This window comes from Geovibrio ferrireducens, assembly GCF_026226615.1.
GTDB lineage: Bacteria > Chrysiogenota > Deferribacteres > Deferribacterales > Geovibrionaceae > Geovibrio > Geovibrio ferrireducens.
Window position 1 is genome coordinate 260,125 of record NZ_JAJAPB010000001.1, and the last position, 25,153, is coordinate 285,277.

Here is a 25,153-nt window from a genome sequence, read left to right on the forward strand (position 1 = left end):
TCTCTCACCTATGGAATCACATAAAAAACCCTACGTCAAACTACAGTTTAAGATAACCCTGCTCTTTTTTGCCCTGCTCTCCCTTGTGAGCTTCACGGTGAGCAGCATGCTGGCCTCTAATATAGAAAAAAAGGCAAAAACAATCGCCAGCGACTATATAACCAGCATCCCGTTCCTTATTGACAGTTCACTGGACAACTATATGATGATGGAGAACAAAGGAGCGATCAAAGAACTTATACTGAACCTTCAAAAGGATGCCAACATTCTGGGAATCCACATCCTCAACCGTAACGGACAAATATCCTGCATATTGCAGGATCTCAACAAATTCTACAGCAGTGACTATCTTGATCTCATAAAGAACAACCACAACAGCAAGGAGGGGTTCACTGAGCTCACCTATGCGGGGAAAAAGTATCTCTCATTCAGCAAGCCACTGATGAATGAGGAGAAATGCCAGTCCTGCCATAATCCTTCCGAAGGGGATGTGATAGGCACGCTGAACATAAACATAGACCTCTCACGCCTTAAAGAGCTTCTCAGCCGTGAGGTATTTGAGGTGCGCCTCTTCCTCTACACTGCGGATATTCTGCTTTTCATAGTGCTCTTCTTTCTCATATACATACTTGTCATACGCCCTGTGCGCATACTGGAAAACGGTATGCAGGCTGTTGCGGGCAACAACCTCGACATAAGAACACAGATAACCTCCAATGATGAATTCGGGCGCATGTCCATCCTTTTCAACTACATGGTGTACTCGCTCCGCAAGGCTTTCAGCACCATAAGCTCCATGCATAAGAACATGCTCCACAACGACAGGCTGATGACGATGGGAACCCTCACCGCATCCATAAGCCACGAGATAAAAAACCCCCTTAACTCCATAATGATCAACGCGGACATTATGACGATGAAGCATCCGGAAACCAAGGCCTACACCGACAAAATCCTCAAGGATGCCGAACGCATAAGGGACATAATAGACCAGACCCTGAAATTCTCCCGCGTGGGGAACGACAAGCTGGAATGCATAGACGTTGCGGACTTCATAGAGCGAATTGCCCTTTATGTTGAGCGCACTCTGCTGAAATGGGCTGATGTCCCCTTTGAGACCATAACAGACAAAAACCTCGGCTGCATAAAGGCTACCCCGGTGCACATAGAGCAGATATTCATCAACATCCTCCGCAACGCAGTGGAAGCAGTTGAGCACAAACAAGGCGGAAAGGTGACACTGACTGCCCGGCTCGACGGGGAATTTGTTGAGTTTGACTTTATAGACAACGGTGAAGGGATCCCGCAGGAGGCCAAGCAGCACCTCTTCACGGAATATTTCACCACCAAGCACAACGGAACAGGCCTCGGCCTCACAATAGTGAAGCAGCTTATAGAGAATTACGGCGGGACAATCTCCTTCGAATCAGTTCAGGGGCAGGGAACAATATTCCGCGTCCGCTTCCCTGTTGTTGGGGAGTGCGAGTGCGCCGAGACTCTGGAAAAGAATACGAAAGCCTGAAAAGCTGAACCCGCGGGAAAACATATAATTGCCTGTGTTCAGGATATTTGATATAAAAACAGATGGACTGCATAGCTGAGCTCAAAACCCTTTTAAGCCGGTCAGAGAGAACGGTCTTCTTTTCCGGCGCAGGCATAAGCACGGAAAGCGGAATACCCGATTACCGCACGCCGGGAAAAGGGCTCTGGGCTAACCTCGCGTCCGAAGACTACCTCAATATCGATTCCTTCACCGCTAATCCCGAAAAGTTTTATACATTCTTTGCGCCTTTGTTTGATGTTTTCAGAAATGCGCTCCCCAACACTGCCCACGCCTTCATCGCAAAGCGCGGTGCGGAGGGAAGAATGCTGAGCGTAATCACCCAGAACATTGACGGGCTCCACCAAAAAGCAGGCTCAGACAAAGTGCATGAGCTCCACGGCTCGCTTATGACCTCACGCTGCATGCGCTGTGAAGAGGAGATGGCCACTGTCAGAGTCTTCCGCATATTCTCCAAAGGGGAAAACCCGCCCAGATGCCCCGCATGCGGCGGAGTTATGCGGCCGAACGTAATCTTCTTCGGAGAGATGCTTCCCCCCGCCGTGATGGACAATGCCGTGAAAGATTCCATGAACTGCGACCTGTTCATAGTGGCGGGTTCATCCCTCTCTGTGATGCCTGCGGCCATGCTTCCCGGATATGCGAAGTCGGCTGGTGCAAAAGTTGTTATAATAAACAGAATGCCCACACCCTATGATTCAATGGCGGATCTGGTGATCAGCGGTTCTCTGGGCGAAGTCTTTAAATCTGCGGAGGTTTGTTAAGTGGCTGAAGAACAGAAAGAAAGAATGTGGGCGCCATGGCGCATGTCATACATAAGCGGACTGGGAAAAAGTGAGGGCTGCATCTTCTGCGAAAAACCCTCGGCAGATGCCGACAGGGAGAACCTCATACTCCACAGAGGGAAAAAAGCGTTTGTAATTATGAACCTTTTCCCTTACAACAACGGTCACCTCATGGTAGCCCCCTATAAGCACACTGGGGACTTTCAGGATCTGGATGATGAGGAGATGCTTGAGATAATGCAGCTTTCCCAGCTTGCCATGAGAGTGCTGAAAAAAGCCATGAATCCCGCCGGGTTCAACACAGGCTTCAACATAGGCAAGGCCGCAGGGGCGGGCATAGATGCGCACCTGCATTTTCACATAGTTCCCCGCTGGGTCGGGGACACAAACTTCATGCCCGTTGTAGGGGAGATGAAGGTAATATCCGAACATATAGAAGTCACTTACGCTAACCTGCTTGAGGGCTTCAGAAGCGAGGCGGAATGATGAAAATAATCAGCAACACAATCAAACTGATCATAATAGCAGTGGTAGTTATTTTTGCGGTAATGAATGTTCAGCAGGTGGAAGTCACCTACTTTTTCAACTCCCCGGCGGTGAAGATGCCGCTTTTTCTTGTAATCATCGCATCAATGGTGGTCGGCCTTGTGCTCTCCTCCATGCTTTACTTCTTCGACAGAATAAAGCTCACAGGCGAAATCAGGAAGCTGAAAAAGAAGGTGAAAACCGGAGAGGACGAAATAAAAAGACTCCGCAGCCTGCCGTTTAACGATAACTCCTCCAAGGGGATCTGATGAAAAGTACTGATCTGCATGCTCTCAGGGCGGAAGCCCTGCTGAAACTCGCTGACGGTGACACTGATGCGGCCTTAGCCAGCCTTAAGGCTCTGGCTTCCTCAGACGTAGAGGCGGCGGATGCCTACATTGTTACCGGGAGCCTCCTGAGAGACAAAGGCGAGCATGCCAAAGCGGAGCGGATTCACAAAAGCATTCTTGAAAAAAAGGATCTCTCAAAGCTGATGCACGAAACAGCCGTGCGTGAGCTCATAAAGGATGCCATAGCCGCTGAGGACTATAAAAGCGCCCTTCTCCTCACTGAGACAGTGGACGCAGGCTTCTTCTTCACCAAAAAGAAAAATATTCCGCTGCTCCCCTTCCGTGCATACGCCCTTGAGAAATCAGGCCACCTTAAGGAAGCTGCGGAGTTGTACAAAAAATGCGCCGGGCTGAACCCTGTGTACCTCAAAAAAGCCGCCAGATGCTGGTTTGCCGCATCCAAGGACATTGCAGAGGACAGGTCATACGCCATAAAACTCCTCACCAACGCCGAAAACTGTGATCCGTCATTCTTTGAGGCAAAGGCAGAAAAGGCTAACCTCCTGTTCCTTGAGGGGAAACGCTCCAAAGGGCTTTCACTCTGCGAGGAGATTATTAAAAACGAGCTCCCAAAATGCCCTGAACACATGAGTATCCTTGAGGAGTTCCATTATGCGCACTCCGATATAGGCTCATTGTTCAACTCAGTGATGAAAAAGATAAACTCAGGCTCCGCCAACGTGTCTTTCTATATATATGCAGCCCGTTATCACGCCCGAAAAAACGAGGCGGACAAGGCAAAAAGCATTATCTCCATCTGCGCCGCCGGGCACAGCTTCCCCGCCGCGCTTGCCGCTGCACATGCGGAAATACTTAAGGATGAGCTATTTATATCTTATTTCAAAACTCATCCTGCTTACAGATGCACTGACTGCGCGGCAGAGCACATAAGCTACAGCGACATATGCGCCGAATGCGCTTCGGCGGGCACTCTTACTTATTTATAAACTTAAGGACTAAGCCTTGGAAACACCGCAGAAAACCACCCCCATGATGAGGCAGTACGGCGAAATAAAGGACAGCTATCCTGAAACCATACTGTTTTTCCGTATGGGCGACTTTTATGAAATGTTCTTTGAGGACGCTCAGACCGCCTCGAAAATAATGGGCATAGCCCTCACCAGCAGAGGTGACGGCGTACCCATGTGCGGAATCCCTTACCACTCCTACCAGCCTTACCTTCTGAAACTCATAAAAGCGGGAAAGAATGTTGCGATCTGCGAGCAGCTTGAAGATCCGGCAAGCGCCAAAGGGATAGTGAAAAGAGGCGTTGTGCGTGTGGTCACCCCCGGCACAATCCTTGAGGACGAAGGGCTTAACTCCGCCTCGAACAACTTTGTTGCCGTGCTCTGGGCTGAGAAGTCAGAGGTATTCGCCGCAGCAGCGGATATATCAACCGGGCAGATCTTCCTTGAAAAATGCTCCCCATCAGACATTAACGACATCATAGGCAGGTGGAAGCCCGCCGAAGTGATAAGTAATAAGGAGCAGGAAGGCCTCAGCCGCCCTGTCTCTGTCATAGACGCATCATTCGGAGCGGAAACGGCAAGACGCAGAGTGCTGGAACACTACAGCGCAGCCAGCGAAAAATCACTCGGAATTGACGGGGAAGGCTGGCTCAAGGCGATTGCCCTCCTGCTCACATACACTAAAAATCTGATGCTTGATGTTAAGCTGAAATATCCTGTCACCCTCGCTCCGGAGAACAGGCTTCATCTTGACTCCATAGCGGTGAAAACCCTTGAGCTTGTGGAAAACTCTCAGGACGGAAGCGAGCGGAACACCCTTTTTTCAGTCCTGAACTTCTGCCGGACATCAATGGGTGCACGCCTCCTGAAAAACTGGCTCCGCTATCCCCTGCGCAGCAAGGAGAGCATTCTCCGCCGTCTGGAAATAGTGGAGTATCTCTCCACCCAGAGCGAACTGCGCAATGCCCTGTTTGAGTCACTCTCAACAGTGTACGACATGGAGCGCATCACCGCCCGCCTCCTCGCAGGCAGGTGCAGCCCCAGAGACCTTGTGTGGCTGAAAAACTCCGTGGTTTCATTCCCGAAGATAAAAGAGATGCTCATTTCATCCGGCAACCCGCACCTGACGGAAACCGGTGAGGAGTTTAACGCCCTTGAAGGGATATACAGCGTAATCGATGCCGCCATAGTGGATGAACCGCCCATGAACATTAAGGAGGGGGGCATAATCCGCGAAGGGTACGATAAAAACGTGGACGAGCTCAAGGCTCTCCGCAAAGACAGCCGCACCCACCTTCTGCGCATCGAAACCGAAGAGAAGAAAAAAACCGGCATAAGCACCCTTAAGGTGAAATACAACAAGGTTTTCGGCTACTATATAGAAATCTCCAAATCCAATCTTGAGCGTGTGCCGGAATATTACGACCGCAAGCAGACGCTGGTCAATGCCGAACGATTCACCATTCCTGAGCTTAAGGAGCTTGAAACCAAGCTGGTCTATGCCGAGGAGCGTCTGGGTGAACTGGAATACGCCCTCTTCACTCAGGTGCGTGACACTCTGGCAAATTACAGTGATATGATACGCACCGCTGCGGAAACCGTCTCAGAGATTGACTGCCTCTCCTCACTGGCGGAGGCCGCCGTAAAAAACAGGTACACCCGCCCGCAGATAGGCAGTTTTGAAGAGATGGACATAAGGGAAGGCCGCCACCCCGTTGTGGAGAAAAACATCACGGACAATTATGTGCCCAATGATCTGTACCTTAATTCTGATGACTCACGTATGGCAGTCATAACGGGGCCTAACATGGCGGGCAAAAGCACATACCTCCGCATGACCGCCCTTGTGGCGCTGATGGCGCATGTGGGTTCCTTTGTCCCCGCTGCGGAGGCGAAGATCCCCCTTCTGGACAGGGTGTTCACCCGTGTGGGCGCAAGCGACAACCTCGCCGGCGGCGAATCCACCTTCATGGTGGAGATGACGGAAACAGCCAACATTCTCCACAACGCCACTGACAAATCACTGATCATACTTGATGAAATAGGCAGAGGTACATCCACCTTTGACGGTATCTCCATAGCATGGTCAGTCGCTGAATACATATTGGAAAAAGTGAAGGCGAAGACTCTATTTGCCACGCATTATCATGAGCTTACGGACATCCCCTCCTCTCTTCGCGGGGCGGTGAACCTCACCACAGAGGTGCGGGAATGGAACGATGAAGTCATCTTCATGCGCAGGGTCATAAGAGGCACTGCGGACAGAAGCTACGGAATACACGTCGCCAAGCTTGCGGGACTCCCCGGTTATGTGATAGACAGAGGTTACGAGGTTCTCTCAAAGCTTGAGAAGAATGAATTCGGCACTGACGGAACACCGAAGCTCTCCCAGAGCAAAATAAGGCAGGAAAAAGTTGTTCAGCAGATGCTTATATTTGAGGACAGCCCTGCATTGGACGAATTAAGAAGTATGGATATAAACAATATGACCCCTGTCGAGGCGCTGAACACCCTTGCCAGACTGAAAAAAATATCGGAGAAATAATGCGGAGCCTGCTTTATTACTTTGCCCGCAAGCCGCTGTTCACATTGGCTTTCATATTCTCACGCCTGCCCTTCTGGGCGCTCCTTCTCTCTTTCTCCTTCGGCTACATTGACGGGACAAGCACTGTCTTTGCCGCTGTTTTTGTTCTGTTTTCAAGGGGTTATGTAGAGCAGGAGATCTCCTTCGGCCGCCCTGTCACCCGTTTTTTATCAACTGCGCTGATAAAGCCGCTCCTTATCATAACGGGCGTGTTCCTCTTCGTTGCCGCCTACCCTTTTCTGCTGTATTTCCTCGCCAGTGAGGATATTTATATACAGACAGGCTTCATCATCCTGCTTATACTGGCGGCGTATCTCCTGCTTTTCGCAGGGCGAGAGACCTTCGGGCTGAACACTTTCGGAGTGCGCGGACTTGCAAAACCATCCGGGAGCCTCCCCGTCCGTCTGCTTGTAACCTTCTTCTGGGTCTATGTTCTTGCCGGGCGTGATCATGTGTGGTTCATTGTTCCCGCCCTTATCACTATATTCATGCTTGAGGCGTACCAGTTCACCAGAAAATATGAGGGGATCATCTGATGCCTGTTCTGAATGTCGCTGCCTCCGGCAGTTCCGGCAACTGCTGCTGCATAGAGAACGGGGATAATCTGGTTTTCATTGATGCAGGCACGGCGTATAAAAATGTTGTTGATGCCCTCAGTGAGACAGAGCTCTCCGGCAAACGCATCAGCCTTTTCCTCACCCATGAGCATAACGATCATATAAAAGGGCTGAAACCCTTCATAAACAAGCTTAAGCCCACTGTCTACACCAGTGAGGGGACAGCGGGCGAACTTGAAAGAAAGGGGTTTGACGTAAGCCGCTTTATGATAATCGACCCTGACTTCCTCTATGAGCTTGAGGATTTTTCCGTGACCCCTTTCTCCATCACCCATGACGGGCACGAGCCGTTCGCCTTCCGCTTTGACTTCGGCAGCAAAAAGATCGCCATGGCAACCGACCTCGGCGTTGCGGGAACATATATTCTGGAACATCTTGGTGAGGCGGAATCGGTCATACTGGAATCAAACTATGAGGAAAGGCTCCTGGCGGAGGGGTCATACCCTGAATACCTTAAACGGCGCATAATCTCCCACAAGGGGCATCTCTCCAACAAGGATGCGCTGAATACCGTGGGACACCTCAGCCGGAACAGGCTGAAAAAGGTGATTTTCGCCCATGTGAGCCATGAAAACAACTCATATGAGCTTCTTGATAAATACTCCGCCTTCTGCCGGGAAAACTTCTGCGTTGAGGCTATGTATCTGCCGAGGGAGACCGTCATCAGGAAAATAGTGCTGTGAGCCCTGAGTATGAGCTTTTAGCCCTCGCTTCTGCCGGGGTGCAGACAGTCTTTGTACTTCTTAATCTCCTTGGGCTGCCGGGGAATATCGCAGCGCTCTTCATCCCCCTCTTCTGGGCATTATCCGGGCATATGGACTGGAATGTGTTTTACTCCGTTCTTCTGCTTGTGGCCGCAGGCGAGGCTGTTGAGCTTGCCGCATCATACTTCGTGGGGAAAAAATACGGCGTGTCCAACATGAGCTTCTTCGCCTCTGTCATAGGCTCACTCATCGGCGGGCTGTTCGGTGCGGGCATTCTGCTGGGCGTAGGCGCTGTTCCCGGAACCTTCCTCGGCGCATTTCTCGGAACTTATCTGTACGAATATTTCAAATTCTCCGACCACAAAACAGCGCTTAAACGGGGCATAGCCACTTTCACCGGCAGGTTTATAGGAACAGGGATGAAGGTAGTGCTGGGATTTATCGCAGTGTTTGAGACATGGAAAGGGCTGACCGCAGGTTTTTAGCCTACTGCATGTTCCTAACAAGCAGGTTTGCTATGTTTTCGTGCCCGTATTCCTTTGCCAGATCAAGGGCTGACCGCCCGTAAGCATCCGCCTTCATAGTATCTGACGAGGAGGCGATCAGCGCAGCAGCACCGTCAATATTTCCGTACTGCGCGGCATACATAAGCGGTGTAAAGCCGTTTCCGTCCGCTGCATTCACATCAGCGCCGCCCTTAATCAGGTCGATTATTACTCCGTGAAAACCGTATCTCACAGCGAGCATAAGCGGAGTTACGCCTTCGTTGTCCGCCGCGTTCACATCAGCTCCCCTTTCTATGAGCAGGCGTATTATCTGCTCCCTGTTTCTTCTGGCTGCCTTGTGAGTCGGCGTTCTGCCTTCATAGTCTTTTATGTCGGGGTCCGCACCGTGAATAAGCATCAGCTCCGCCGCCCGCACATTGCCCCCTGTTATGGCATAAACAAGAGGGGTATTGCCGAGGATGTCTGTGCTGTTGATATTTTCACCGCTCTGAACAAGCCTGCTCACCTCGCCGAGATCCCCCCTGCGGAGTGCTTCTGTCAGCGGTGATTCTCTCCCGCCGGGCTCAGACTGTATTACTGGTTCATCTTCGGGGAAGGATGTGAAATTTTCAGAGGAAGGATAAGCAAGGTTCTCTCCCTGCGGTGTTGAGTTGTCCTCCTCCGCGGAGCCGAACACTGTCAGCCTGTTTTTGAGCGGTACAATGTATTCGCTCAGAAACTGCCCCATCAGCGGCTGCTCCCTCATGGAATCCGCAAAAAGAAGAGCGGTAATTATAATGGCAAGACCGAGAAGAATCCGTAAAAAAAGCTTCATGGATTAACTATAGCTGTTTATGAGGAAATTGTCTACATGGTGCGCTTGTCACGCACTATAACGGCATAAGCGCTGTGGTTATGTATGCTCTCGTAGTTTTCGCTGGAGACCTCAAACCATGTCACTCTGCTTTCCGCCATGAGCTTTTCTGCGGCGTTGCGCACCACATCCTCAACAAACGCCGGGTTCATGTAGGAATGTTCCGTAACGTACTTCTCGTCCTCACGCTTAAGCAGCGGATAAACCGGGGATGATGCGGATGATTCCGCTATCTCCACAAGCTCCTCTATCCAGAGCATTTTCTTAAAACGCACCTTGATAGTTATTATGCTGCGCTGATTGTGCGCCCCGAACTCGCTTATCTCCTTGGAGCAAGGGCAGAGGGTCATCACCGGAACCTTAACGCAGAGAACAAAATCCCGCTCCGTATCTGTGAGTGTGGCGTTGTATTCGCAGGTGTAGTCCATCATGGAGGTAAGCCCCGATACCGGAGCCTCCTTCTCTATGAAATATTTGAAGAAAAGCTCGATGTGAGATTCGCTTGAGCCGAGGCGCTGCTTCATCTCCTCCAGTATTGTCCAGACAGTGGATATACCCATATTCTCTCTGTGGTCATTGAGAATTTCCACAAAGCGGGACATGTGGGTTCCCTTAAAGTCCTGCGGAAGCTGAACATACATGCTTATAGAGGCGTTGGTGTGCTGACGCCCCTTCTTTTTATCATCAAGAATAACGGGATAAACTATCCCTTTGATACCCACCTTATCAATGCTGATATTGCGGGCATCTTTTTCGTTCTGAATGTCTCTCAATTATTACCTTCTCTTAATGCGCTGGTTGGCGATGAACTGCTGGTAAGGCTTGGCTCCTTCGGGAACCTTGGTAAGCTGAAGCTGAAGCCATACGTTGCCGTATCTCTCCATTTTTATCTTCTTGCCGTTCTTCATAGCCTCCATGTTAGCCTCAAGCTTCTCATCCATAGGGCATTTCTTAACACCCTTGTTCAGCACTTCAATTGCTTTTGAGTCGTTGCCGTTTCCGCTGAGCATCCATGCGTAGAAGCTGTACACAAACCCCTCTTTCGGTGCTCCTTTTACAGCAGCTTCAAGAGTTTTAAGCGCCTTTTCGGTTTCCTTAGCCCTGTACTGCGAAGCGGCAAGCATGCTCATGGAGAGCCAGTTTTTATCAAAGCCCTTCTCAAGATAAGAGAGAGCCTCATCAAGCCTCTTGGTGGAGTAAAGGATTATTCCTATCTGGGCGTTGATCTGCTCTTTCACGAAGAACTGCCAGTTGGAATACTTGTACCCTTCTTTCAGGCGCTCGATAGCCTTCTCATATCTTCCGGCGCGGAGATCCTTTTCCACATTACCGAAAAGCTCCTTGAGCTTATTGAGAAAATATCTCCCCGTAAAGAAGTTGACCGCAATAATTCCGACCACAGCCACAGTAAGCGACCACCAGATATTGTAGGTGAGGAAATACATCCCTACGGCAAGAAGGGCTGATGCACTGACAGAAATAAGAATAGTAAACATAAAAACACCGACCTGTATGAGAAATCTTTTTTTACTTTTTCCAAAACAACCTGCTTTTACCGAAAGAGCAGGGAAAAGTCACAAATTATATATAGCGCATGTCCGTTTTTCAAGCAGGAAAAACAACGCTGTAAGGTTAGAACAGCTCTGCCCCTTTAATCTCCGCAAGCCGCGAGCGTGTATCCTGAATTTCCATGGAAGGAAAATTCAGGATTGTGCAATGAGACTGCCGCGTCGCTTTGCTCCTCGCAGTGACACTGTTGACTGTCATTGCGAACGAAGTGAAGCAATCTCATCAAACTCCACGGAGGGAGTTCCGCCGTGCGGAGCGAAGGCAGGTTTATCCTGCCGCGAGCGTGTATCCTGAATTTCCATGGAGGGAAATTCAGGATTATTAAATCAAGGCCAGCAAGCCTCGTACTCCGTTCTGTCGGATTCATTGCCGTCTGTTGCTGATGAAACAGCAAACTTAAGGCAATCTGCGGTGTTCTGCCCCACAGAATACATAAAGAAAGGCACATCAACCTTAGCAAGGAAAGAGTAAGTGCCGCCCTTCATTATATAAACATTATACAGCCAGGCTCCTTCAGGCTCACCCCACGAGAGGGTAAGCGTTCCGTTTCCGTAAACATTTCTGAAACCGAAGGGCGCTCTGGGCACAACCTGCTTCACAGCGAGGCGGACAATCTTCTCCTCACCTGCGTTGCCGTATTTGTCAAAGGGATACATGGTAACAGTGCGGTTCTCCTTCCCCTCCATGTTCACCTCGAAGCTTTCCCTTGAGGTGCGGAGTTCAAGCCCGCCGTCAATAAACACCTCAAAGCGCTCATAAGGTCTGTCCGCCTTAAGGAGGAAGGCGAACCTGTCGCCTGCGAGTTCCTTTATCTGCACATCGGTTATTTTAACCGGCTTGGCATATATAACAGCCTTTTTCACAGGCTGGGATCTGTTATTGTAAACCGGATGCAGAGCCACAATGCTGTAAACATAACGCACATCCGCAGTCACATTATCATCCACAAAAGCCGTGGACGGCGGAATCTCAGTTATATCCGCATAATCCGTCAGACAGCCGCAGGCAGGATCAAAAACAGCCCTCTGCACCTTAACGGCAAAACGCTTGTCCGCATTACGGATAACCACGCCCTCGTCATTGTTGAAAATACGCAGATTTTCACCCGGAGCCGGAACAGCCTCCGTGAGCACAACAGGGTCGGTCTTCTTGCCGCAGCCTGTAAACAGAGCCAGAACAGCAATAAGTGTCAGGATATACTTATAAAACCTCATCCAGAAACTTCCTCGCGCTTTCTATCTGCGCCTTTACGGATTCCCCGGCAGTGCCGCCCTTTGCCTTTCTGCTGCTTACGGACGCTTCAGGGGTGATGTACGAATATATATCATCATCTATCTTTTCGGAAAAGGATTTAAGCTCCGCCAGCGTCAGTTCGCTTATGTCAGCCCTCTTATCCAGTGCAAAAGCCACAGCGGAACCCACCACATGGTGCGCCTCCCTGAAAGGCATCCCCTTGCGCACAAGGTAATCAGCCAGATCAGTGGCGGTGGAGAAGCCCAGCTTCGCAGCCTTTGTCATCTTTTCCGCATTTATGCCCATCTTCTCTATCATGGGGATGAATATGCGCAGTGAAGCCTTAAGCGTGTCCACCGAGTCGAAAAGCGGCTCCTTATCCTCCTGCATATCTTTGTTATATGCAAGGGGCAGACCCTTCATCGTGGTGAGCAGGCTCAAAAGGTTGCCGTACATACGCCCGGTCTTACCCCTGATCAGCTCAGGCATATCCGGGTTTTTCTTCTGAGGCATTATGCTGCTGCCCGTGCAGAAGTCGTCACTTAAATCTATGAACGCAAACTCCGATGTGGAGAAAATTATCAGTTCTTCTGAGAATCTTGAAAGGTGCATCTGGCATATGGCCGCAGCAGAAAGAAACTCCAGAGCAAAATCACGGTCGCTCACCGAATCAAGGCTGTTCTCTGTCGGTGCGGTAAACCCAAGGCTCGCCGCTGTCATGTCACGGTTTATCGCAAATGTCGTTCCGGCAAGGGCTCCTGAACCCAGCGGGGAAAAATTCATCCTCTCCGCACAGTCCGCCAGCCTGCCGTGATCCCTGCGGAACATCTGCACATACGCCATAAGCCAGTGGGAAACAAGCACAGGCTGAGCCGTCTGCAAATGAGTGTAACCGGGCATAAGCACGCCCAGATGCTTCTCCGCCTTATCTGTCAGCGTCTTCACAAGCTCCGCCATGTAGCCCGCAATAACCTCAATCTCCTCTCGGAGATACATGCGCACATCCACAGCAACCTGATCGTTCCTGCTGCGCGCTGTATGAAGCTTTCCGCCCACACTGCCCACTATCTCCGTCATGCGCTTTTCAACCGCCATGTGGATGTCCTCATCCTCAGTACGGAAAACAAAACCGCCGGACTCTATCTCTCCAAGAACAGTAAGAAGACCGCCCTTAATCGCCCCAGCCTCTTCCGCAGTGAGTATACCGCATGAAGCAAGCATCTCAGCATGAGCTATGCTACCCTTTATGTCATGACGATACAAACGCTTGTCGAAATGAATAGATGCGTTGAACTCATCCACCAGACTGTCATTCTTTACCTTGAGCCTTGCCGCACTGAGTTTGGACATATAAATACCTCACTGCTGAATCTTTGCGAAGCAGTTTAAAATTTTTGAAGGGGTGTGGGGAAAGCTTTTTATAAAAAGTTTCCCCGTAAAGCTATAATACTCTTACTTTATGATAAAAAACTCATGAGAAACCCTTTTTTTATGGGAAAAAACGGTTTCTCAAACTCTTCCCAAAAAACCAAATTTTTACCCGAAAAAATCCTTTATTTTATCAAACAGGGATCTGTCGGTTTTGTAGGTGTCTTCGTTGGAATCCGCCTCGAATTTTGCCAGCAAGTCTTTCTGTTTTTTAGTGAGTTTGGTGGGGATGATAACCTTGAGTTCTATGTACTGGTTCCCCACGCCGTAGCCCTGAACATCGGCGATGCCTTTTCCTTTGAGGGTTATGACATCTCCGGGCTGGGAGCCGGGCTTGATTTTTATTTCGTCTTTGCCTTCCAGTGTGGGAATTTCGATGGTTTTACCCAGCATTGCATCCACGGCGGATAAGGGAAGTTCCAGATAGATGTCCCGTCCGTCACGGCGGAAGAATTTATGCTCCCTGACAGTTACCGCAATATAAAGGTCGCCCGCCGGGCCGCCGTTACGTCCGTGGTTGCCTTCGCCGCTGATTCTGATTGTCATGCCGTCTTCGATTCCTGCGGGAACTTTTACGCTGAGTTTTTTATGGATGCGCTTTGCGCCTTCGCCTTTGCATTCCTTGCAGACATTTTTAATGACCTTGCCTGTTCCGCCGCATGATGAGCATGTGGTGGTTATGGCGAAAAGCCCCTGCCTGTTCTGGATAACGCCTGTTCCGCGGCATGTGGCGCATGTCTCTATGCCGCCGTCCTCCGCGCCTGTTCCGCCGCATTTGGTGCATTCCACAATACGGGGTACGCTTACTTCTATATCACAGCCGAAAACGGCCTGTTCAAATTCTATTTCATGGCGGAGTTTGATGTCCCCCCCTCTGGTGGGGCGGCTTTTCTTCCGTGAGCGTCCTGCGGAGCCGAAAAAGTCGCCGAATACATCGCCGAAGAACTCCTCGAAAATGGTTTCCGCTCCTGCGCCGCTGAACCCGCCGGAACCTCCGGAGAATCCGTTGTTGTCGAAAACACGGCCGTACTGGTCAAACTGCGCTCTCTTCTGCGGATCGCTCAGTACTTCGTATGCTTCTGAGAGTTCTCTGAATTTTTCTTCGGCTTCCTTGTTGCCGGGATTGCGGTCGGGATGGTAATCCATCGCCAGTTTGCGGTAGGCTTTTTTGATTTCTGCTTCCGAGGCGTTCTTATTTACGCCAAGGATCTCATAATAATCTCTGCTCAATGACTTATCCCCGTAAAAAGGCTGTTATTTAGGAAGGAAGTTAAAGGGAGCCTTTTACGGCTCCCTTCTTATAAGTTATGTTATTTCTTATCGTCTTTTACTTCTTCGAAGTCCGCATCGACTACGTTTTCATCTTTTGCGGATGCTGAGGGCTCTTCTGCGTGCTGGTGTGCGCCTGCGTCACCCTGTGCATTCTGCTGCTGGGCAGCGTTGTAGATAACTTCCGCGAGCTTGTGAGAAGCTTCGGTGAGTTTTTCCACAGCGGCTTTTATGGCCTCAACATCTTCACCGCCCTGAACTGCTTTAAGCTCTTCCTTGGCGGATTCTATGTTGTTTTTGGTTGCTTCGTCAAGCTTATCCCCGTGGTCGGCGAGGGATTTTTCTGTGCTGTAGATAAGAGTGTCAGCCTGATTGCGGATTTCCACGAGCTCTTTTTTCTTCTTATCAGCATCAGCGTTGAGTTCAGCATCCTTAACCATGCGGTCAACTTCTTCATCGGAAAGACCGCTGCTGGGTGTTATCCTGATGGACTGTTCCTTGCCTGTTCCCTGATCCTTAGCGGCAACGTTCAGTATACCGTTTGCGTCAAGGTCGAATGTAACCTCGATCTGAGGGAGCCCTCTGGGAGCGGAAGGAAGACCCACAAGGTCGAAACGCCCGATGGATTTGTTGTCCGCAGCCATTTCACGCTCACCCTGGAAGACGCTGATGGTAACTGAGGTCTGGTTATCCGCCGCCGTTGTGAACACCTGACTTTTCCTTGTGGGGATTGTGGTGTTTCTGGGGATGATTTTTGTCATCACGCCGCCGAGGGTTTCAATGCCGAGTGAAAGGGGTGTTACGTCAAGAAGAAGAACATCCTTCACATCGCCTTTGAGAACCGCACCCTGAATAGCCGCACCGACAGCAACCACCTCATCGGGGTTGATGCCTTTGTGGGGCTCTTTGCCGAAGAAGGCTTTAACCTTCTGCTGAACAAGGGGCATTCTCGTCATACCGCCGACAAGGATAACCTCGTCAATGTCAGATGCTTTGAGACCGGCATCCGCAAGGGCTTTGCGGCAGGGCTCAAGGGAGTTATCAACCAGATCCATAACGAGGGATTCCAGCTTGCTTCTGTTCATTTTCACCACAAGGTGCTTGGGGCCTGTCTGGTCTGCGGTGATGAACGGAAGGTTGATCTCCGTTTCTGTTGAGCTTGAAAGCTCATGCTTGGCTTTTTCAGCGGCTTCTTTAAGCCTCTGGAGCGCCATTTTATCGTTTCTGAGGTCGATTCCGTTTTCTTTTTTGAACTGGTCGATGAGGAATTCCACTATGCGCATGTCAAAGTCGTCACCGCCGAGGAATGTATCACCGTTGGTTGATTTAACTTCGAAAACGCCGTCACCGAGTTCAAGGATAGACACATCGAAAGTACCGCCGCCGAGGTCATAGACCGCGATTTTTTCATCGTGTTTCTTATCCAGACCGTAAGCGAGAGCCGCCGCTGTGGGTTCGTTTATTATACGGAGAACGTTAAGCCCCGCAATTTTGCCCGCATCCTTTGTCGCCTGACGCTGAGCATCGTTAAAGTAGGCAGGAACAGTTACAACAGCATCCGTTACGGTTTCGCCGAGGTAGTCCTCTGCTGTTTTCTTAAGCTTCTGGAGTATCATAGCGGAGATTTCGGGCGGAGCGAATTTTTTATCCTTAACCTGAACCCACGCATCACCATTGTCAGAAGGGACAATGCTGTAAGGGAGAACTGTTTTCGCCTTTGCAACCTGAGGAGCGTCAACCTTGCGTCCGATAAGCCTTTTAATGCTGAAAACCGTGTTTTCGGGGTTTGTGATCGCCTGTCTTTTCGCAAGCAGACCCACAAGCCTGTCTGAATCTGTGAATGCAACAACAGAGGGAGTTGTGTTCATGCCCTCCGCATTTGCGATAACTTTCGGCTGACCGCCTTCCATTATGGCCACGACCGAGTTTGTCGTGCCGAGGTCTATACCGATTACTTTGCTCATATAAATGCCTCCTGATATATCTTTTACTTTTTTAATGCGTCCTTATCACCGGAATCCGGACATCCTGTCAGATTCCGGTTGGTGTGCAAAATGGTCTACTTCTTATTTACCTTTACCTTAACGGGGCGTATCACTCTGCCGTTGAGGGTGTAGCCATTCTGGAGAATCATGGTAACGCAGTTGTTTCCGTATTCATCCGTATTATCCAGCATGAGCGCCTCGTGGAATGCGGGATCAAACTCTGCTCCGGTTTCCAGCGCTATCTTTTCAAGCCCGTTTTTGCTCAGAGTCTCAAGCATCTGTTTCAAAGTGAGTTCCACACCCTGTTTCAGAGGGTTGTCCCCCTCAGCGTGCATAAGAGCCATTTCGAGGTTGTCCAGCACGGGGAGCAGGCTTTCCAGTATTTTCGTGCCCGCGAATTTTATTCTGTCCTCCGCCTCTTTCGCCATGCGCTTGCGGAAGTTATCGGCATCCGCAATTGCTCTGAGGGCATCCCCTTTCGCTTCCTCTGCCTGTTTTCTGAGAGTTTCGTTCTCTTCCTTCAGAAGCTCAAGCTCGCTCTTCTCCGCCGCAGGTTCCTCCGCAGCACAGTTTTCCGCCGCCTGTTCATCCAAAGTTTTTTTCTCGTCCGAATTCATCTATATCCTCATTGTCGTTTATTACTTATTCAGAGAGCCTGTTGAGCATTTTGGTTATTATCTCGGATGTGCAGTCCACAATGGAGACAACCTTCGGATAGCTCATTCTTTTCGGGCCGATTATGCCGAGGCTGCCCACCACTTTGCCGCCTCTGGAATAGGTTTTGGAGACAAGTCCGAGTTCGTTTATCTCCTCCTTGCCTATTTCTGAGCCCACGAAGATCTGCACTCCGCTCTCAGTCATGCACTTGTCCAGTATTTCGCTGATGAAGTGCTTTTCCTCAAACATTCTGTATATCTCTTTTATTTTCTGGACATCCCTGAACTCCGGCATGTCCAGAACGTTTGAAGTCCCTTCCAGATATATCTCATGCCCGAAGTTCTCAACGGAAAAAACCCTCTCGCCGAGGGTGTACGCCCTTTCAAAAAGCTTGTCGAGGTGCTCCTTTCTGTCCTGCATCTCGCTGAGAATGTGTGTCTTTATCTCGCCCAGCGATTTATCGCCGAAGTGCTGGTTCAGGTAGTTGCTCACCCTTGTGAGGTCGTTTTTCTCCACCGGCTTTTCCATTTCCAGCATGAGGTTATGCACAATGCCGGATTTGGTGACAATCACCGCCAGAACCGTGTATGCGTTAAACTGTAAAAATTCTATGTGTTTCAGATGCATTGTGTTCAGCTTGGGCGCAACAACGAAGCCCACCGCGTTGGTCAGTGTGCCCATTTTGCGGCTGAAATGCTGTAAGAAGCTGTTAACGCTGGTGGTTTGGCAGCCTTCCTGAAGTGAGGAGATTATGTCATTGTCCGGTGAGCCGAAAACCACCAGCTTGTCTATGTAATAGCGATAACCGTTGTCGGAGGGGATTCGCCCGGCGGAAGTATGCGGCTGGGTGAGATACCCCTTCTCTTCAAGGTCGCTCATTATGTTGCGTATGGATGCGGCACTCAGCTGCAGCGGCCCGCTTTTGGAAATATAGCGGGAACCGACGGGCTCGCTGGTCTTTATGTATTCCTCAACGATAATTCTGAGTACCGACTCTTCCCTTTCGTTCAGCATTTCAAGCTTTACCTGTTTTATCAATATCCTGTCAGTATTGTTAGCACTCAACCTTAAAGAGTGCTAAATAAAGAATAAGAGTTGAGCTCCGCACTGTCAAGTGGTTTTTTAAGCTATACGCATAAAGGATTTAAGCTGTGATGAAAATGGCGTTTTGTGATTATGCAGGAAAGGAATATCAGCCTGATGCGGTTATGACTCCGGCAGATGAAATGAATGGGACTGCCGCGTCGCTTACGCTCCTCGCAGTGACGCTGAAAGCACAAATGCCCCCAGGGACGGCAAATTTTGGATTGTCAAGACAGACGGGAGCACCGAACAGATGGCAAACATAGTAACACGCTTGTTCATATCTGTAACTTCCCCCTCTGGTCCCCCTTTGCCAAAGGGGGAAGTTATTGCAGTTAATAGCAAAACACCCTCCTTTTACAAAGGAGGGCTGGGAAGGATTTATGCAAATATATGCTTTTTTGTTTTTAAAAGAACTTTATCAACAAACAAAAACGCTCCCAAGGATGGGAGCGCACCGTGTGTAGCGAAGGCTTGCTTCGCAAGCCGCGAGCGTGTGCGCAAATCCGACAGGATGTACGGATTTGCGCGGTAAAGTGCGAGACTCTCCCCGAAAGCAGCCGGTTATAAGCTGCTTTCGGGTACGATCTCTTAAATCCCCTGAGGTTTCAGTTCAAGCAGTGAACCGAAGGCCGGAGTTTCCGGCTGTTCTATAATGGAATAGCAGTTCGTAGATTCAAGTAATGTTCTTGCGAAAATGTTGTTGAGCATGTGGCCTGATTTGTAAGCCCTTACGTGGCCGTAGAACCTGTAGCCTATCAGGGAGATGTCTCCCAGAAGGTCGAGGATTTTGTGGCGCACGAACTCATCTGTGTATCTGAGTCCTTCAGGGTTCAGAACACCGCTGCCGTCCACAACAACCGCGTTTTCGAGGCTGCCGCCTTTTGCAAGCCCCATGGCATGGAGAGCGTCAACATCTTTTTTGAAGCCGAAGGTTCTGGCTTTTGAAACATCTTCAATGAAGCCGCCGTCGGAGAAGTTGAAGTATGCCTTCTGCTCCTGCACGAAGTTATCATCAAATGAGATGCCGAAAGTCACCTTGAAGAAGCGCGAGGGGATAAGCTCTATCCATTTATCGCCTTTTTCGATGATGATTTTCTTCTTAAACTTAAGGTATTTCCTTTTTATGTTAAGTTCCTTGACACCCGCTTCCCTTATCATGCCGACAAAGGGGTATGCGCTTCCGTCAAGTATGGGCACTTCTGTTCCGTAAACATCAACAAGGGCATTGTCCACACCGAGACCGTAAAGAGCGCCCATAAGGTGCTCAATGGTGGAGATGCTCCCCTTGCCGCAGTTTATGCTTGTGGCAAGCTGTGTGGAGGTCACAGTATAAGGACTGGCTTTGGTATATGAGGAGCCCTGAATATCAGCACGGCGGAACATAACGCCCGTCTCGGAATATGAAGGGTTTACAACAACCTGAATGGTCTCCCCTGAGTGAAGCCCTATGCCTTCAAATGTAATTCTGTTATTGAGTGTAGTCTGAAACATTTGTGTGTCCTCCAGTGACACAGGAAATAGAGCAATAACTGTGCCAAAGGCTGGATCCCTTGATTTAGCGGGCTTTCTGATCAAATCATGTACACAATGTACAACAGATCAGAAAAAATGTATGATTTTTTATACATACCCCTGAACAACATCCCTGAACTTCATGTATTCTCCCACGAACTCAAGGCTCACTGTTCCGGTGGAACCGTTTCTGTGTTTCGCGATGATTATTTCAGTTATGCCGGTCTTCTTCTCTTTATTGTAGAAGTCGTCCCTGTAAAGGAAGATAATAATATCCGCATCCTGCTCTATCGCACCTGATTCACGAAGGTCGGAGATAAGCGGGCGTTTGTCTATCCTGCTTTCCACACCCCTGTTAAGCTGAGAAAGGGCGATTATGGGAATGTCCATCTCCTTTGCCAGCGCCTTGAGCGATCTGGAAATATCCGCGATCTGCTGTTCCCTGCTTTCCGTCTTGTGGGAGCCCATAAGCTGAAGGTAATCCACAATAACAAGATCAAGCCCATTTTCCCTTTTCAGCCTGCGGCACTTCGCGCGGAGCTCCATTGCGGTTATAGCCGGAGTGTCATCCAGAAAAAGCCCCAGATCGCTGAGCTCCCCCGCTGCGGCGGTGAGCCTTGTCCATTCATCATATGAAAACTTACCGGAACGGAGCTTGTTTGAGTTTACACCCGCCTCACCTGAGAGAAGACGCTGAACAAGCTGCTGAGACGACATCTCAAGGGAGAAGAAGGCTACGTTGAACTTCTCCTTCCCTTCCCTGACGGATTTTGAACTGTTGAGGGCAACGTTAAGCGTGAAGGCTGTTTTACCCATACCCGGACGGCCTGCGATAATTATAAGGTCAGAGCGCTGAAAGCCGTTGGTCATCTGATCCAGATCTATGAAGCCTGTGGGGATTCCGGTTGTATCTTCCTTGCGGTGATAGAGTTTCTCCAGCACCTCAAACGTGCGGTGCATATGCTCGCCGATGGGTAGAACATCCGCCTTGAGCTTCTGTTCGGCAAGGGAGAAAATCTTCTTTTCCGCGGCCTCCACAACCTCGGCAACATCATCCGTGCGGGTGTAGCAGTCCTCAGTCATCTCCACCGCAACACTAATGAGCTGGCGCAGGGTGGATTTGTCCTTAACTATATTTGCGTAATACTCGGCATTGGCGGAGTTGGGGATTATCTCCACAAGAGAGGAGATGTATTCCACCCCGCCCGCTCTCGGAAGTTCGTTCCGGTCGTTTGCGTAATTCGCCAGAGATATTATATCCACAGGCTTTCCGCCCTCGTGGAGCTTATAGACAACGGAATATATATACTGATGGATCGGGGAATAAAAATCCCCCGCTGTAAGCATGTGCAGAACCTTATCCGCCGCCTTGTCATCTATGAGGAGCGAGGCAATAACCGCCTGCTCCGCATCAAGACTGTGCGGCGGGACACGCTTTATATCATTCGCCATGAACCTCGACCCTGATCTCGGATTTGATGTCCATATATATGTTTACCTTAACGGTATGTACGCCTGTTTCTTTTATGGGGTCTTGGAGGTCTATATCACGCTTGTCAACCTCAAGCCCTTCCGCCTTGAGAGCCTCGGCTATATCACTTGAAGTGATCGCGCCGTAGAGCTTGCCTGTCTCACCGCATTTTTTGCTCATTTTTATGCCGACTTTTTTCAGTTTTTCAGCCAGAGCCTTGGCATCGTCTTTTCTTTTCTGTTCCTTAGCGGCATCGTTCGCCTTCTGCTGGGCAAGTTTGGTCAGGTTCGCCTCGGTTGCTTCAACAGCAAGATTCTGTTTAAAGAGGAAGTTTTTGGCGTAGCCGTCCTTTGCTTCCTTTATGTCGCCTTTCTTTGCGACGCCTTTGACGTCTTTAAGAAATATCACTTTCATCCATAAACCTCTCTAAATATTTTTCCGCTTCGTATATATCAAAGCCCCGTCTCATCATAAATCCGAGACACTTAGAACGGACAGATATTCTATCCTCATCCCCTGTTTTTGCAAGATACTTTTTCAGCGCGTTTTCCATCAGGCCTGCGGTGTCTATTTCCCGCTTGTCCGCAACGGAGAGAACATAGCCCCGGTTAACGTCCACACCCTTTTCACGGAGCTTTCTTATAACGGCATAGACCCCGAAGCCGGAGAGAAGTTTTGACACGACAAAATTTTCAGCGTAGCGCAGGTCATCGATATAGCCCAGCTCTTTCAGCCGTTCTATGGTTTGCTCAGCCTCTTCCCGGCTGAACTTTGCAATAAGCTTCTCCCGCATGCTGTACTCCGAGTAGTCACGCATGGAAAGAATTCTGAAAGCATAATCAAGGGGTGATCTATTCCTCTTCTTCTTTATTGAGCATTCCTCCGAGTTTCCACTCGTTTTCCTCGTTGTCGCTGGAGGACGATATACCGCGCATTTTGAGCGCGAAGTCATCCGGTTTTTTCGCCCATTTCATAGCCTCCTCAAAGGTGACGCGGCCTGAGCGGACATGGTCAATGAGAGACTGGTCAAAGCTCTGCGAGCCGTAGACCGAGCGCCCCTGCTCTATGAAATCTGTTATCTGGCGGGTTTTCATTTTATCCACAATGCATTCCCTGATTGTGGCATTGGAAACCATAACCTCAATTGCAGCCACCCTTCCGTGACCGTCTGATGTGGGGACAAGCCTCTGGGAGATAACGGCTTTTATTATGCCTGCAAGCTGAATCCTTATCTGTTCCTGCTGGTGGGGCGGGAAAACGGAGATTATCCTGTTTATGGTTTCGGGTGCGTCCAGAGTGTGAAGAGTGGACATCACAAGGTGTCCGGTCTCTGCAGCGTGCATTGCGGTCTCTATGGTTTCAAGGTCGCGCATCTCGCCCACAAGTATGACATCCGGGTCCTGCCTCAGAGCGCGCTTGAGAGCCTCGGAGAATGAGTTGGTATCAGCACCGACTTCCCTTTGGGCGATGATGGAGTTTTTGTCCACATGCATGAACTCTATGGGGTCTTCAACGGTGATTACATTCACGTATTTGTGAGTGTTTACATAGTCTATCATGGCCGCCAGAGTGGTTGATTTCCCGCTGCCGGTTATACCTGTAACGAGAACAAGGCCTCTGTTCTCCAGTGCGATTGTTTTTATGACTTCAGGGAGGTTAAGCTTTTCAATGTCGGGAATATCAATGGGGATCGCCCTGAAAACCATGCTGATTACGCCGCGCTGGAGGAATGCGTTCACCCTGAACCGCCCCACCTTGGGGACTGCATAGGCGAAATCCGCCTCCTTCCCTTCTTTGAAGCGCTGCTTCGCACTCTGAGGCATTACATCAGTGGCTATTTTGAGGGTGTCCTCAGCGTTCAGCTTAGGCAAACCCTGAATGGATTCCAGCAAACCGTGCAGCCTTACCGTCGGCGGTCTGCCTACCTTGAGATGGAGGTCTGATGCTCCCATTGCGACTGTTCTCTGGAGAATAGCATTAATGTCCACGATTCTGACCTCCGATTTGATAACGAAAAAAACAACCTCCTGTGTTTTTTTCGTACACGCTCGCGCCGCATACATGCGGCTTCGCTGCGCACGGCGCAGTTCCTTCCATGGAACTGTTGTATATCGTCACTGCGAACCCCTAAGAGTCATTCTGAGCGGAAACGAAGAATCTCTCAGCATCCAACCATGAGATCCTTCACTCTGTTCAGGATGACTGCGTCAGTGTCATCGACAACTCCCTCATTGGAACTGTTGTATTATCGTCACTGCAAACCCCGAACCGTCATTCTGAGCGGAAGCGAAGAATCTCTCAGTATCCAAACCAGAGATCCTTCACTCTGTTCAGGATGACTGCGTCAGCCAAACTCCCTCCTTTTTCAAAGGAGGGGCGAGGAGGATTTTCAAAAATCCCTATGCAGAAAACTTATCTAAATTCTACCCTTCTTCTTTTTCGGCGGCAACGGCGATTCCGTAGTGCGTCCTGACTTTGGAGTCAATCTCCTTAGCCACCTCAGGGTTAGCGGTCAGAAACGCCCTTGCGTTCTCCTTGCCCTGACCCAGCTTGGTATCTCCGTAGCTGAACCATGCGCCCGCCTTGTTGATTATATCAAGCTTGGCGCCGAGGTCTATAAGCACGCCGATTTTGGAAACGCCTTCTCCGTAGAGTATGTCAAACTCCGCCACTTTGAATGGGGGAGCGACTTTGTTTTTAACAATCTTCGCCGTACCCTGGTTGCCTACCTGCTCATCCTTCTCCTTAAGTGCGGAGCTTTTCTTAATTTCCATACGGACAGAGGCGTAAAATTTAAGTGCGTTACCGCCCGTTGTTGTTTCCGGGTTGCCGTAAACAACGCCTATTTTGGAGCGTGTCTGGTTTATGAAAATGAGTGATGTCTTTGATTTGTTAACGATACCGGCAAGTTTTCTCAGCGCCTGACTCATAAGCCTTGCCTGGAGACCCATGTGTGAATCGCCCATTTCGCCCTCTATCTCCGCTCTGGGAGTGAGCGCCGCGACGGAGTCCACAACTATTATGTCAATAGCGCCGGAGCGCACAAGGGTTTCACATATTTCAAGGGCTGCCTCGCCGCTGTCCGGCTGGCTGACAATGAGGTTGTCCGTATCAACGCCGATCGCCTTCGCATAAACAGGGTCAAGGGCATGCTCCGCATCTATGAATGCGGCTATTCCGCCCGCTCTCTGAGCTTCGGCTATTGTGTGGAGAGCGATTGTTGTTTTACCGGATGATTCGCTGCCGTATATCTCAACTATACGGCCTCTGGGTATTCCCCCGACTCCGAGGGCTATATCTATGGACAGAACGCCCGTGGAGATAACAGGAAGCTTTTCAACTGCACGGTCACCGAGACGCATAACCGCCCCTTTGCCGAAATCTTTCTCTATTTTACCCATGGCAAGGTCTAGGGCTTTCCTTTTCTCTGCATCCATATTTTACAGGCTCCTTAATTTATATTTTTACAAGTTCATAACTTAATTTACGG

Annotated in this window: 24 protein-coding genes; 9 read left to right on the forward strand and 15 right to left on the reverse strand. The window is 49.8% G+C overall.

The genetic code is table 11. The features are described from left to right. The first annotated feature begins 10 nt into the window (after positions 1 to 10). The 9 genes from OSQ85_RS01185 to OSQ85_RS01225 all read left to right on the forward strand — a co-directional run bounded on the left by OSQ85_RS01185 (position 11) and on the right by OSQ85_RS01225 (position 8,579). A complete protein-coding gene (locus OSQ85_RS01185) occupies positions 11 to 1,522 on the forward strand; it encodes a sensor histidine kinase (protein WP_265820814.1) in 1,512 nt (503 codons plus the stop codon). Between the two features lie 62 nt (positions 1,523 to 1,584). Beyond that, entirely contained in the window at positions 1,585 to 2,325 is a 741-nt protein-coding gene (locus OSQ85_RS01190) for an SIR2 family NAD-dependent protein deacylase (protein WP_265820815.1), read from the forward strand. A gap of 24 nt (positions 2,326 to 2,349) precedes the next feature. Then, complete coding sequence (locus tag OSQ85_RS01195; RefSeq protein ID WP_407649289.1) at positions 2,350 to 2,832, forward strand: HIT family protein; 483 nt, start codon at positions 2,350 to 2,352, stop codon at positions 2,830 to 2,832. After that, positions 2,829 to 3,140, forward strand: coding sequence for a LapA family protein (locus tag OSQ85_RS01200; RefSeq protein WP_265820817.1), 312 nt, complete (start codon positions 2,829 to 2,831; stop codon positions 3,138 to 3,140). Before OSQ85_RS01195 ends, OSQ85_RS01200 begins: the two co-directional genes overlap by 4 nt. Beyond that, positions 3,140 to 4,168 (forward strand): tetratricopeptide repeat protein, encoded by a 1,029-nt coding sequence (locus OSQ85_RS01205; RefSeq protein WP_265820818.1) that lies wholly within the window; start codon positions 3,140 to 3,142, stop codon positions 4,166 to 4,168. Before OSQ85_RS01200 ends, OSQ85_RS01205 begins: the two co-directional genes overlap by 1 nt. A 16-nt stretch (positions 4,169 to 4,184) precedes the next feature. Continuing rightward, positions 4,185 to 6,734, forward strand: a complete 2,550-nt coding sequence (gene mutS, locus OSQ85_RS01210; RefSeq protein ID WP_265820819.1) for a DNA mismatch repair protein MutS — start codon at positions 4,185 to 4,187, stop codon at positions 6,732 to 6,734. Further along, the gene (locus OSQ85_RS01215; protein ID WP_265820820.1) at positions 6,734 to 7,309 is read left to right on the forward strand and encodes a hypothetical protein; all 576 of its coding nucleotides are present in this window, start codon (positions 6,734 to 6,736) and stop codon (positions 7,307 to 7,309) included. The genes mutS and OSQ85_RS01215 overlap by 1 nt, the downstream gene beginning before the upstream one ends. Next, positions 7,309 to 8,073: an MBL fold metallo-hydrolase gene (locus OSQ85_RS01220; RefSeq protein ID WP_265820821.1), complete on the forward strand. Its 765-nt coding sequence runs from the start codon at positions 7,309 to 7,311 to the stop codon at positions 8,071 to 8,073. The genes OSQ85_RS01215 and OSQ85_RS01220 overlap by 1 nt, the downstream gene beginning before the upstream one ends. Then, positions 8,070 to 8,579, forward strand: coding sequence for a DUF456 domain-containing protein (locus OSQ85_RS01225; RefSeq protein WP_265820822.1), 510 nt, complete (start codon positions 8,070 to 8,072; stop codon positions 8,577 to 8,579). The genes OSQ85_RS01220 and OSQ85_RS01225 overlap by 4 nt, the downstream gene beginning before the upstream one ends. 1 nt (position 8,580) lies before the next feature. Here OSQ85_RS01225 and OSQ85_RS01230 read toward each other — a convergent pair whose 3' ends face one another. The 15 genes from OSQ85_RS01230 to recA form a co-directional block, all read right to left on the reverse strand. Then, positions 8,581 to 9,414, reverse strand: a complete 834-nt coding sequence (locus OSQ85_RS01230) for an ankyrin repeat domain-containing protein (protein WP_265820823.1) — start codon at positions 9,412 to 9,414, stop codon at positions 8,581 to 8,583. A 32-nt stretch (positions 9,415 to 9,446) separates the two neighbouring features. Beyond that, positions 9,447 to 10,226 (reverse strand): GTP cyclohydrolase FolE2, encoded by a 780-nt coding sequence (gene folE2, locus OSQ85_RS01235; RefSeq protein ID WP_265820824.1) that lies wholly within the window; start codon positions 10,224 to 10,226, stop codon positions 9,447 to 9,449. A gap of 3 nt (positions 10,227 to 10,229) precedes the next feature. After that, a complete protein-coding gene (locus tag OSQ85_RS01240; RefSeq protein ID WP_265820825.1) occupies positions 10,230 to 10,949 on the reverse strand; it encodes a tetratricopeptide repeat protein in 720 nt (239 codons plus the stop codon). Between the two features lie 399 nt (positions 10,950 to 11,348). After that, on the reverse strand, positions 11,349 to 12,236 hold the full coding sequence (locus tag OSQ85_RS01245; RefSeq protein ID WP_265820826.1) for a hypothetical protein: 888 nt from the start codon (positions 12,234 to 12,236) through the stop codon (positions 11,349 to 11,351). Next, positions 12,223 to 13,611: an argininosuccinate lyase gene (argH, locus tag OSQ85_RS01250; protein WP_407649291.1), complete on the reverse strand. Its 1,389-nt coding sequence runs from the start codon at positions 13,609 to 13,611 to the stop codon at positions 12,223 to 12,225. Before argH ends, OSQ85_RS01245 begins: the two co-directional genes overlap by 14 nt. A 180-nt stretch (positions 13,612 to 13,791) precedes the next feature. Then, positions 13,792 to 14,913: a molecular chaperone DnaJ gene (dnaJ, locus tag OSQ85_RS01255; RefSeq protein ID WP_265820828.1), complete on the reverse strand. Its 1,122-nt coding sequence runs from the start codon at positions 14,911 to 14,913 to the stop codon at positions 13,792 to 13,794. An 80-nt stretch (positions 14,914 to 14,993) separates the two neighbouring features. Next, positions 14,994 to 16,916 carry a molecular chaperone DnaK gene (gene dnaK / locus OSQ85_RS01260; RefSeq protein ID WP_265820829.1) on the reverse strand — a complete coding sequence of 641 codons (1,923 nt, stop codon included), beginning with the start codon at positions 16,914 to 16,916 and terminating at the stop codon, positions 14,994 to 14,996. 95 nt (positions 16,917 to 17,011) lie between these two features. Beyond that, positions 17,012 to 17,554, reverse strand: a complete 543-nt coding sequence (gene grpE / locus OSQ85_RS01265; protein ID WP_265820830.1) for a nucleotide exchange factor GrpE — start codon at positions 17,552 to 17,554, stop codon at positions 17,012 to 17,014. Positions 17,555 to 17,579: 25 nt separating this feature from the next. Beyond that, positions 17,580 to 18,632 (reverse strand): heat-inducible transcriptional repressor HrcA, encoded by a 1,053-nt coding sequence (hrcA, locus tag OSQ85_RS01270; protein WP_265820831.1) that lies wholly within the window; start codon positions 18,630 to 18,632, stop codon positions 17,580 to 17,582. A 636-nt stretch (positions 18,633 to 19,268) separates the two neighbouring features. Beyond that, positions 19,269 to 20,171: a UDP-3-O-acyl-N-acetylglucosamine deacetylase gene (gene lpxC / locus OSQ85_RS01275; RefSeq protein WP_265820832.1), complete on the reverse strand. Its 903-nt coding sequence runs from the start codon at positions 20,169 to 20,171 to the stop codon at positions 19,269 to 19,271. Positions 20,172 to 20,300: 129 nt separating this feature from the next. Continuing rightward, a complete protein-coding gene (gene dnaB, locus OSQ85_RS01280) occupies positions 20,301 to 21,644 on the reverse strand; it encodes a replicative DNA helicase (RefSeq protein WP_265820833.1) in 1,344 nt (447 codons plus the stop codon). Continuing rightward, positions 21,634 to 22,077, reverse strand: a complete 444-nt coding sequence (gene rplI / locus OSQ85_RS01285) for a 50S ribosomal protein L9 (protein WP_265820834.1) — start codon at positions 22,075 to 22,077, stop codon at positions 21,634 to 21,636. Before rplI ends, dnaB begins: the two co-directional genes overlap by 11 nt. Continuing rightward, the gene (locus tag OSQ85_RS01290; RefSeq protein ID WP_407649279.1) at positions 22,058 to 22,615 is read right to left on the reverse strand and encodes a regulatory protein RecX; all 558 of its coding nucleotides are present in this window, start codon (positions 22,613 to 22,615) and stop codon (positions 22,058 to 22,060) included. The genes rplI and OSQ85_RS01290 overlap by 20 nt, the downstream gene beginning before the upstream one ends. Further along, positions 22,515 to 23,651, reverse strand: a complete 1,137-nt coding sequence (locus OSQ85_RS01295; RefSeq protein WP_265820836.1) for a type IV pilus twitching motility protein PilT — start codon at positions 23,649 to 23,651, stop codon at positions 22,515 to 22,517. The genes OSQ85_RS01290 and OSQ85_RS01295 overlap by 101 nt, the downstream gene beginning before the upstream one ends. Before the next feature lie 435 nt (positions 23,652 to 24,086). After that, the gene (recA, locus tag OSQ85_RS01300) at positions 24,087 to 25,100 is read right to left on the reverse strand and encodes a recombinase RecA (RefSeq protein ID WP_265820837.1); all 1,014 of its coding nucleotides are present in this window, start codon (positions 25,098 to 25,100) and stop codon (positions 24,087 to 24,089) included. Between the last annotated feature and the right edge of the window lie 53 nt (positions 25,101 to 25,153).

Coding starts and splice junctions, on each gene's coding strand:
- dnaK (WP_265820829.1), bottom strand. CDS start 16,916: ATGAGCAAAGTAATCGGTATAGACCTCGGCACGACAAACTCGGTCGTG.
- lpxC (WP_265820832.1), bottom strand. CDS start 20,171: ATGTTTCAGACTACACTCAATAACAGAATTACATTTGAAGGCATAGGG.
- OSQ85_RS01220 (WP_265820821.1), top strand. CDS start 7,309: ATGCCTGTTCTGAATGTCGCTGCCTCCGGCAGTTCCGGCAACTGCTGC.
- dnaB (WP_265820833.1), bottom strand. CDS start 21,644: ATGGCGAATGATATAAAGCGTGTCCCGCCGCACAGTCTTGATGCGGAG.
- OSQ85_RS01240 (WP_265820825.1), bottom strand. CDS start 10,949: ATGTTTACTATTCTTATTTCTGTCAGTGCATCAGCCCTTCTTGCCGTA.
- OSQ85_RS01290 (WP_407649279.1), bottom strand. CDS start 22,615: ATGACTTCGCGCTCAAAATGCGCGGTATATCGTCCTCCAGCGACAACG.
- OSQ85_RS01190 (WP_265820815.1), top strand. CDS start 1,585: ATGGACTGCATAGCTGAGCTCAAAACCCTTTTAAGCCGGTCAGAGAGA.
- OSQ85_RS01185 (WP_265820814.1), top strand. CDS start 11: ATGGAATCACATAAAAAACCCTACGTCAAACTACAGTTTAAGATAACC.
- OSQ85_RS01200 (WP_265820817.1), top strand. CDS start 2,829: ATGATGAAAATAATCAGCAACACAATCAAACTGATCATAATAGCAGTG.
- recA (WP_265820837.1), bottom strand. CDS start 25,100: ATGGATGCAGAGAAAAGGAAAGCCCTAGACCTTGCCATGGGTAAAATA.
- OSQ85_RS01245 (WP_265820826.1), bottom strand. CDS start 12,236: ATGAGGTTTTATAAGTATATCCTGACACTTATTGCTGTTCTGGCTCTG.
- OSQ85_RS01205 (WP_265820818.1), top strand. CDS start 3,140: ATGAAAAGTACTGATCTGCATGCTCTCAGGGCGGAAGCCCTGCTGAAA.
- OSQ85_RS01215 (WP_265820820.1), top strand. CDS start 6,734: ATGCGGAGCCTGCTTTATTACTTTGCCCGCAAGCCGCTGTTCACATTG.
- rplI (WP_265820834.1), bottom strand. CDS start 22,077: ATGAAAGTGATATTTCTTAAAGACGTCAAAGGCGTCGCAAAGAAAGGC.
- OSQ85_RS01230 (WP_265820823.1), bottom strand. CDS start 9,414: ATGAAGCTTTTTTTACGGATTCTTCTCGGTCTTGCCATTATAATTACC.
- grpE (WP_265820830.1), bottom strand. CDS start 17,554: ATGAATTCGGACGAGAAAAAAACTTTGGATGAACAGGCGGCGGAAAAC.
- OSQ85_RS01195 (WP_407649289.1), top strand. CDS start 2,350: ATGTGGGCGCCATGGCGCATGTCATACATAAGCGGACTGGGAAAAAGT.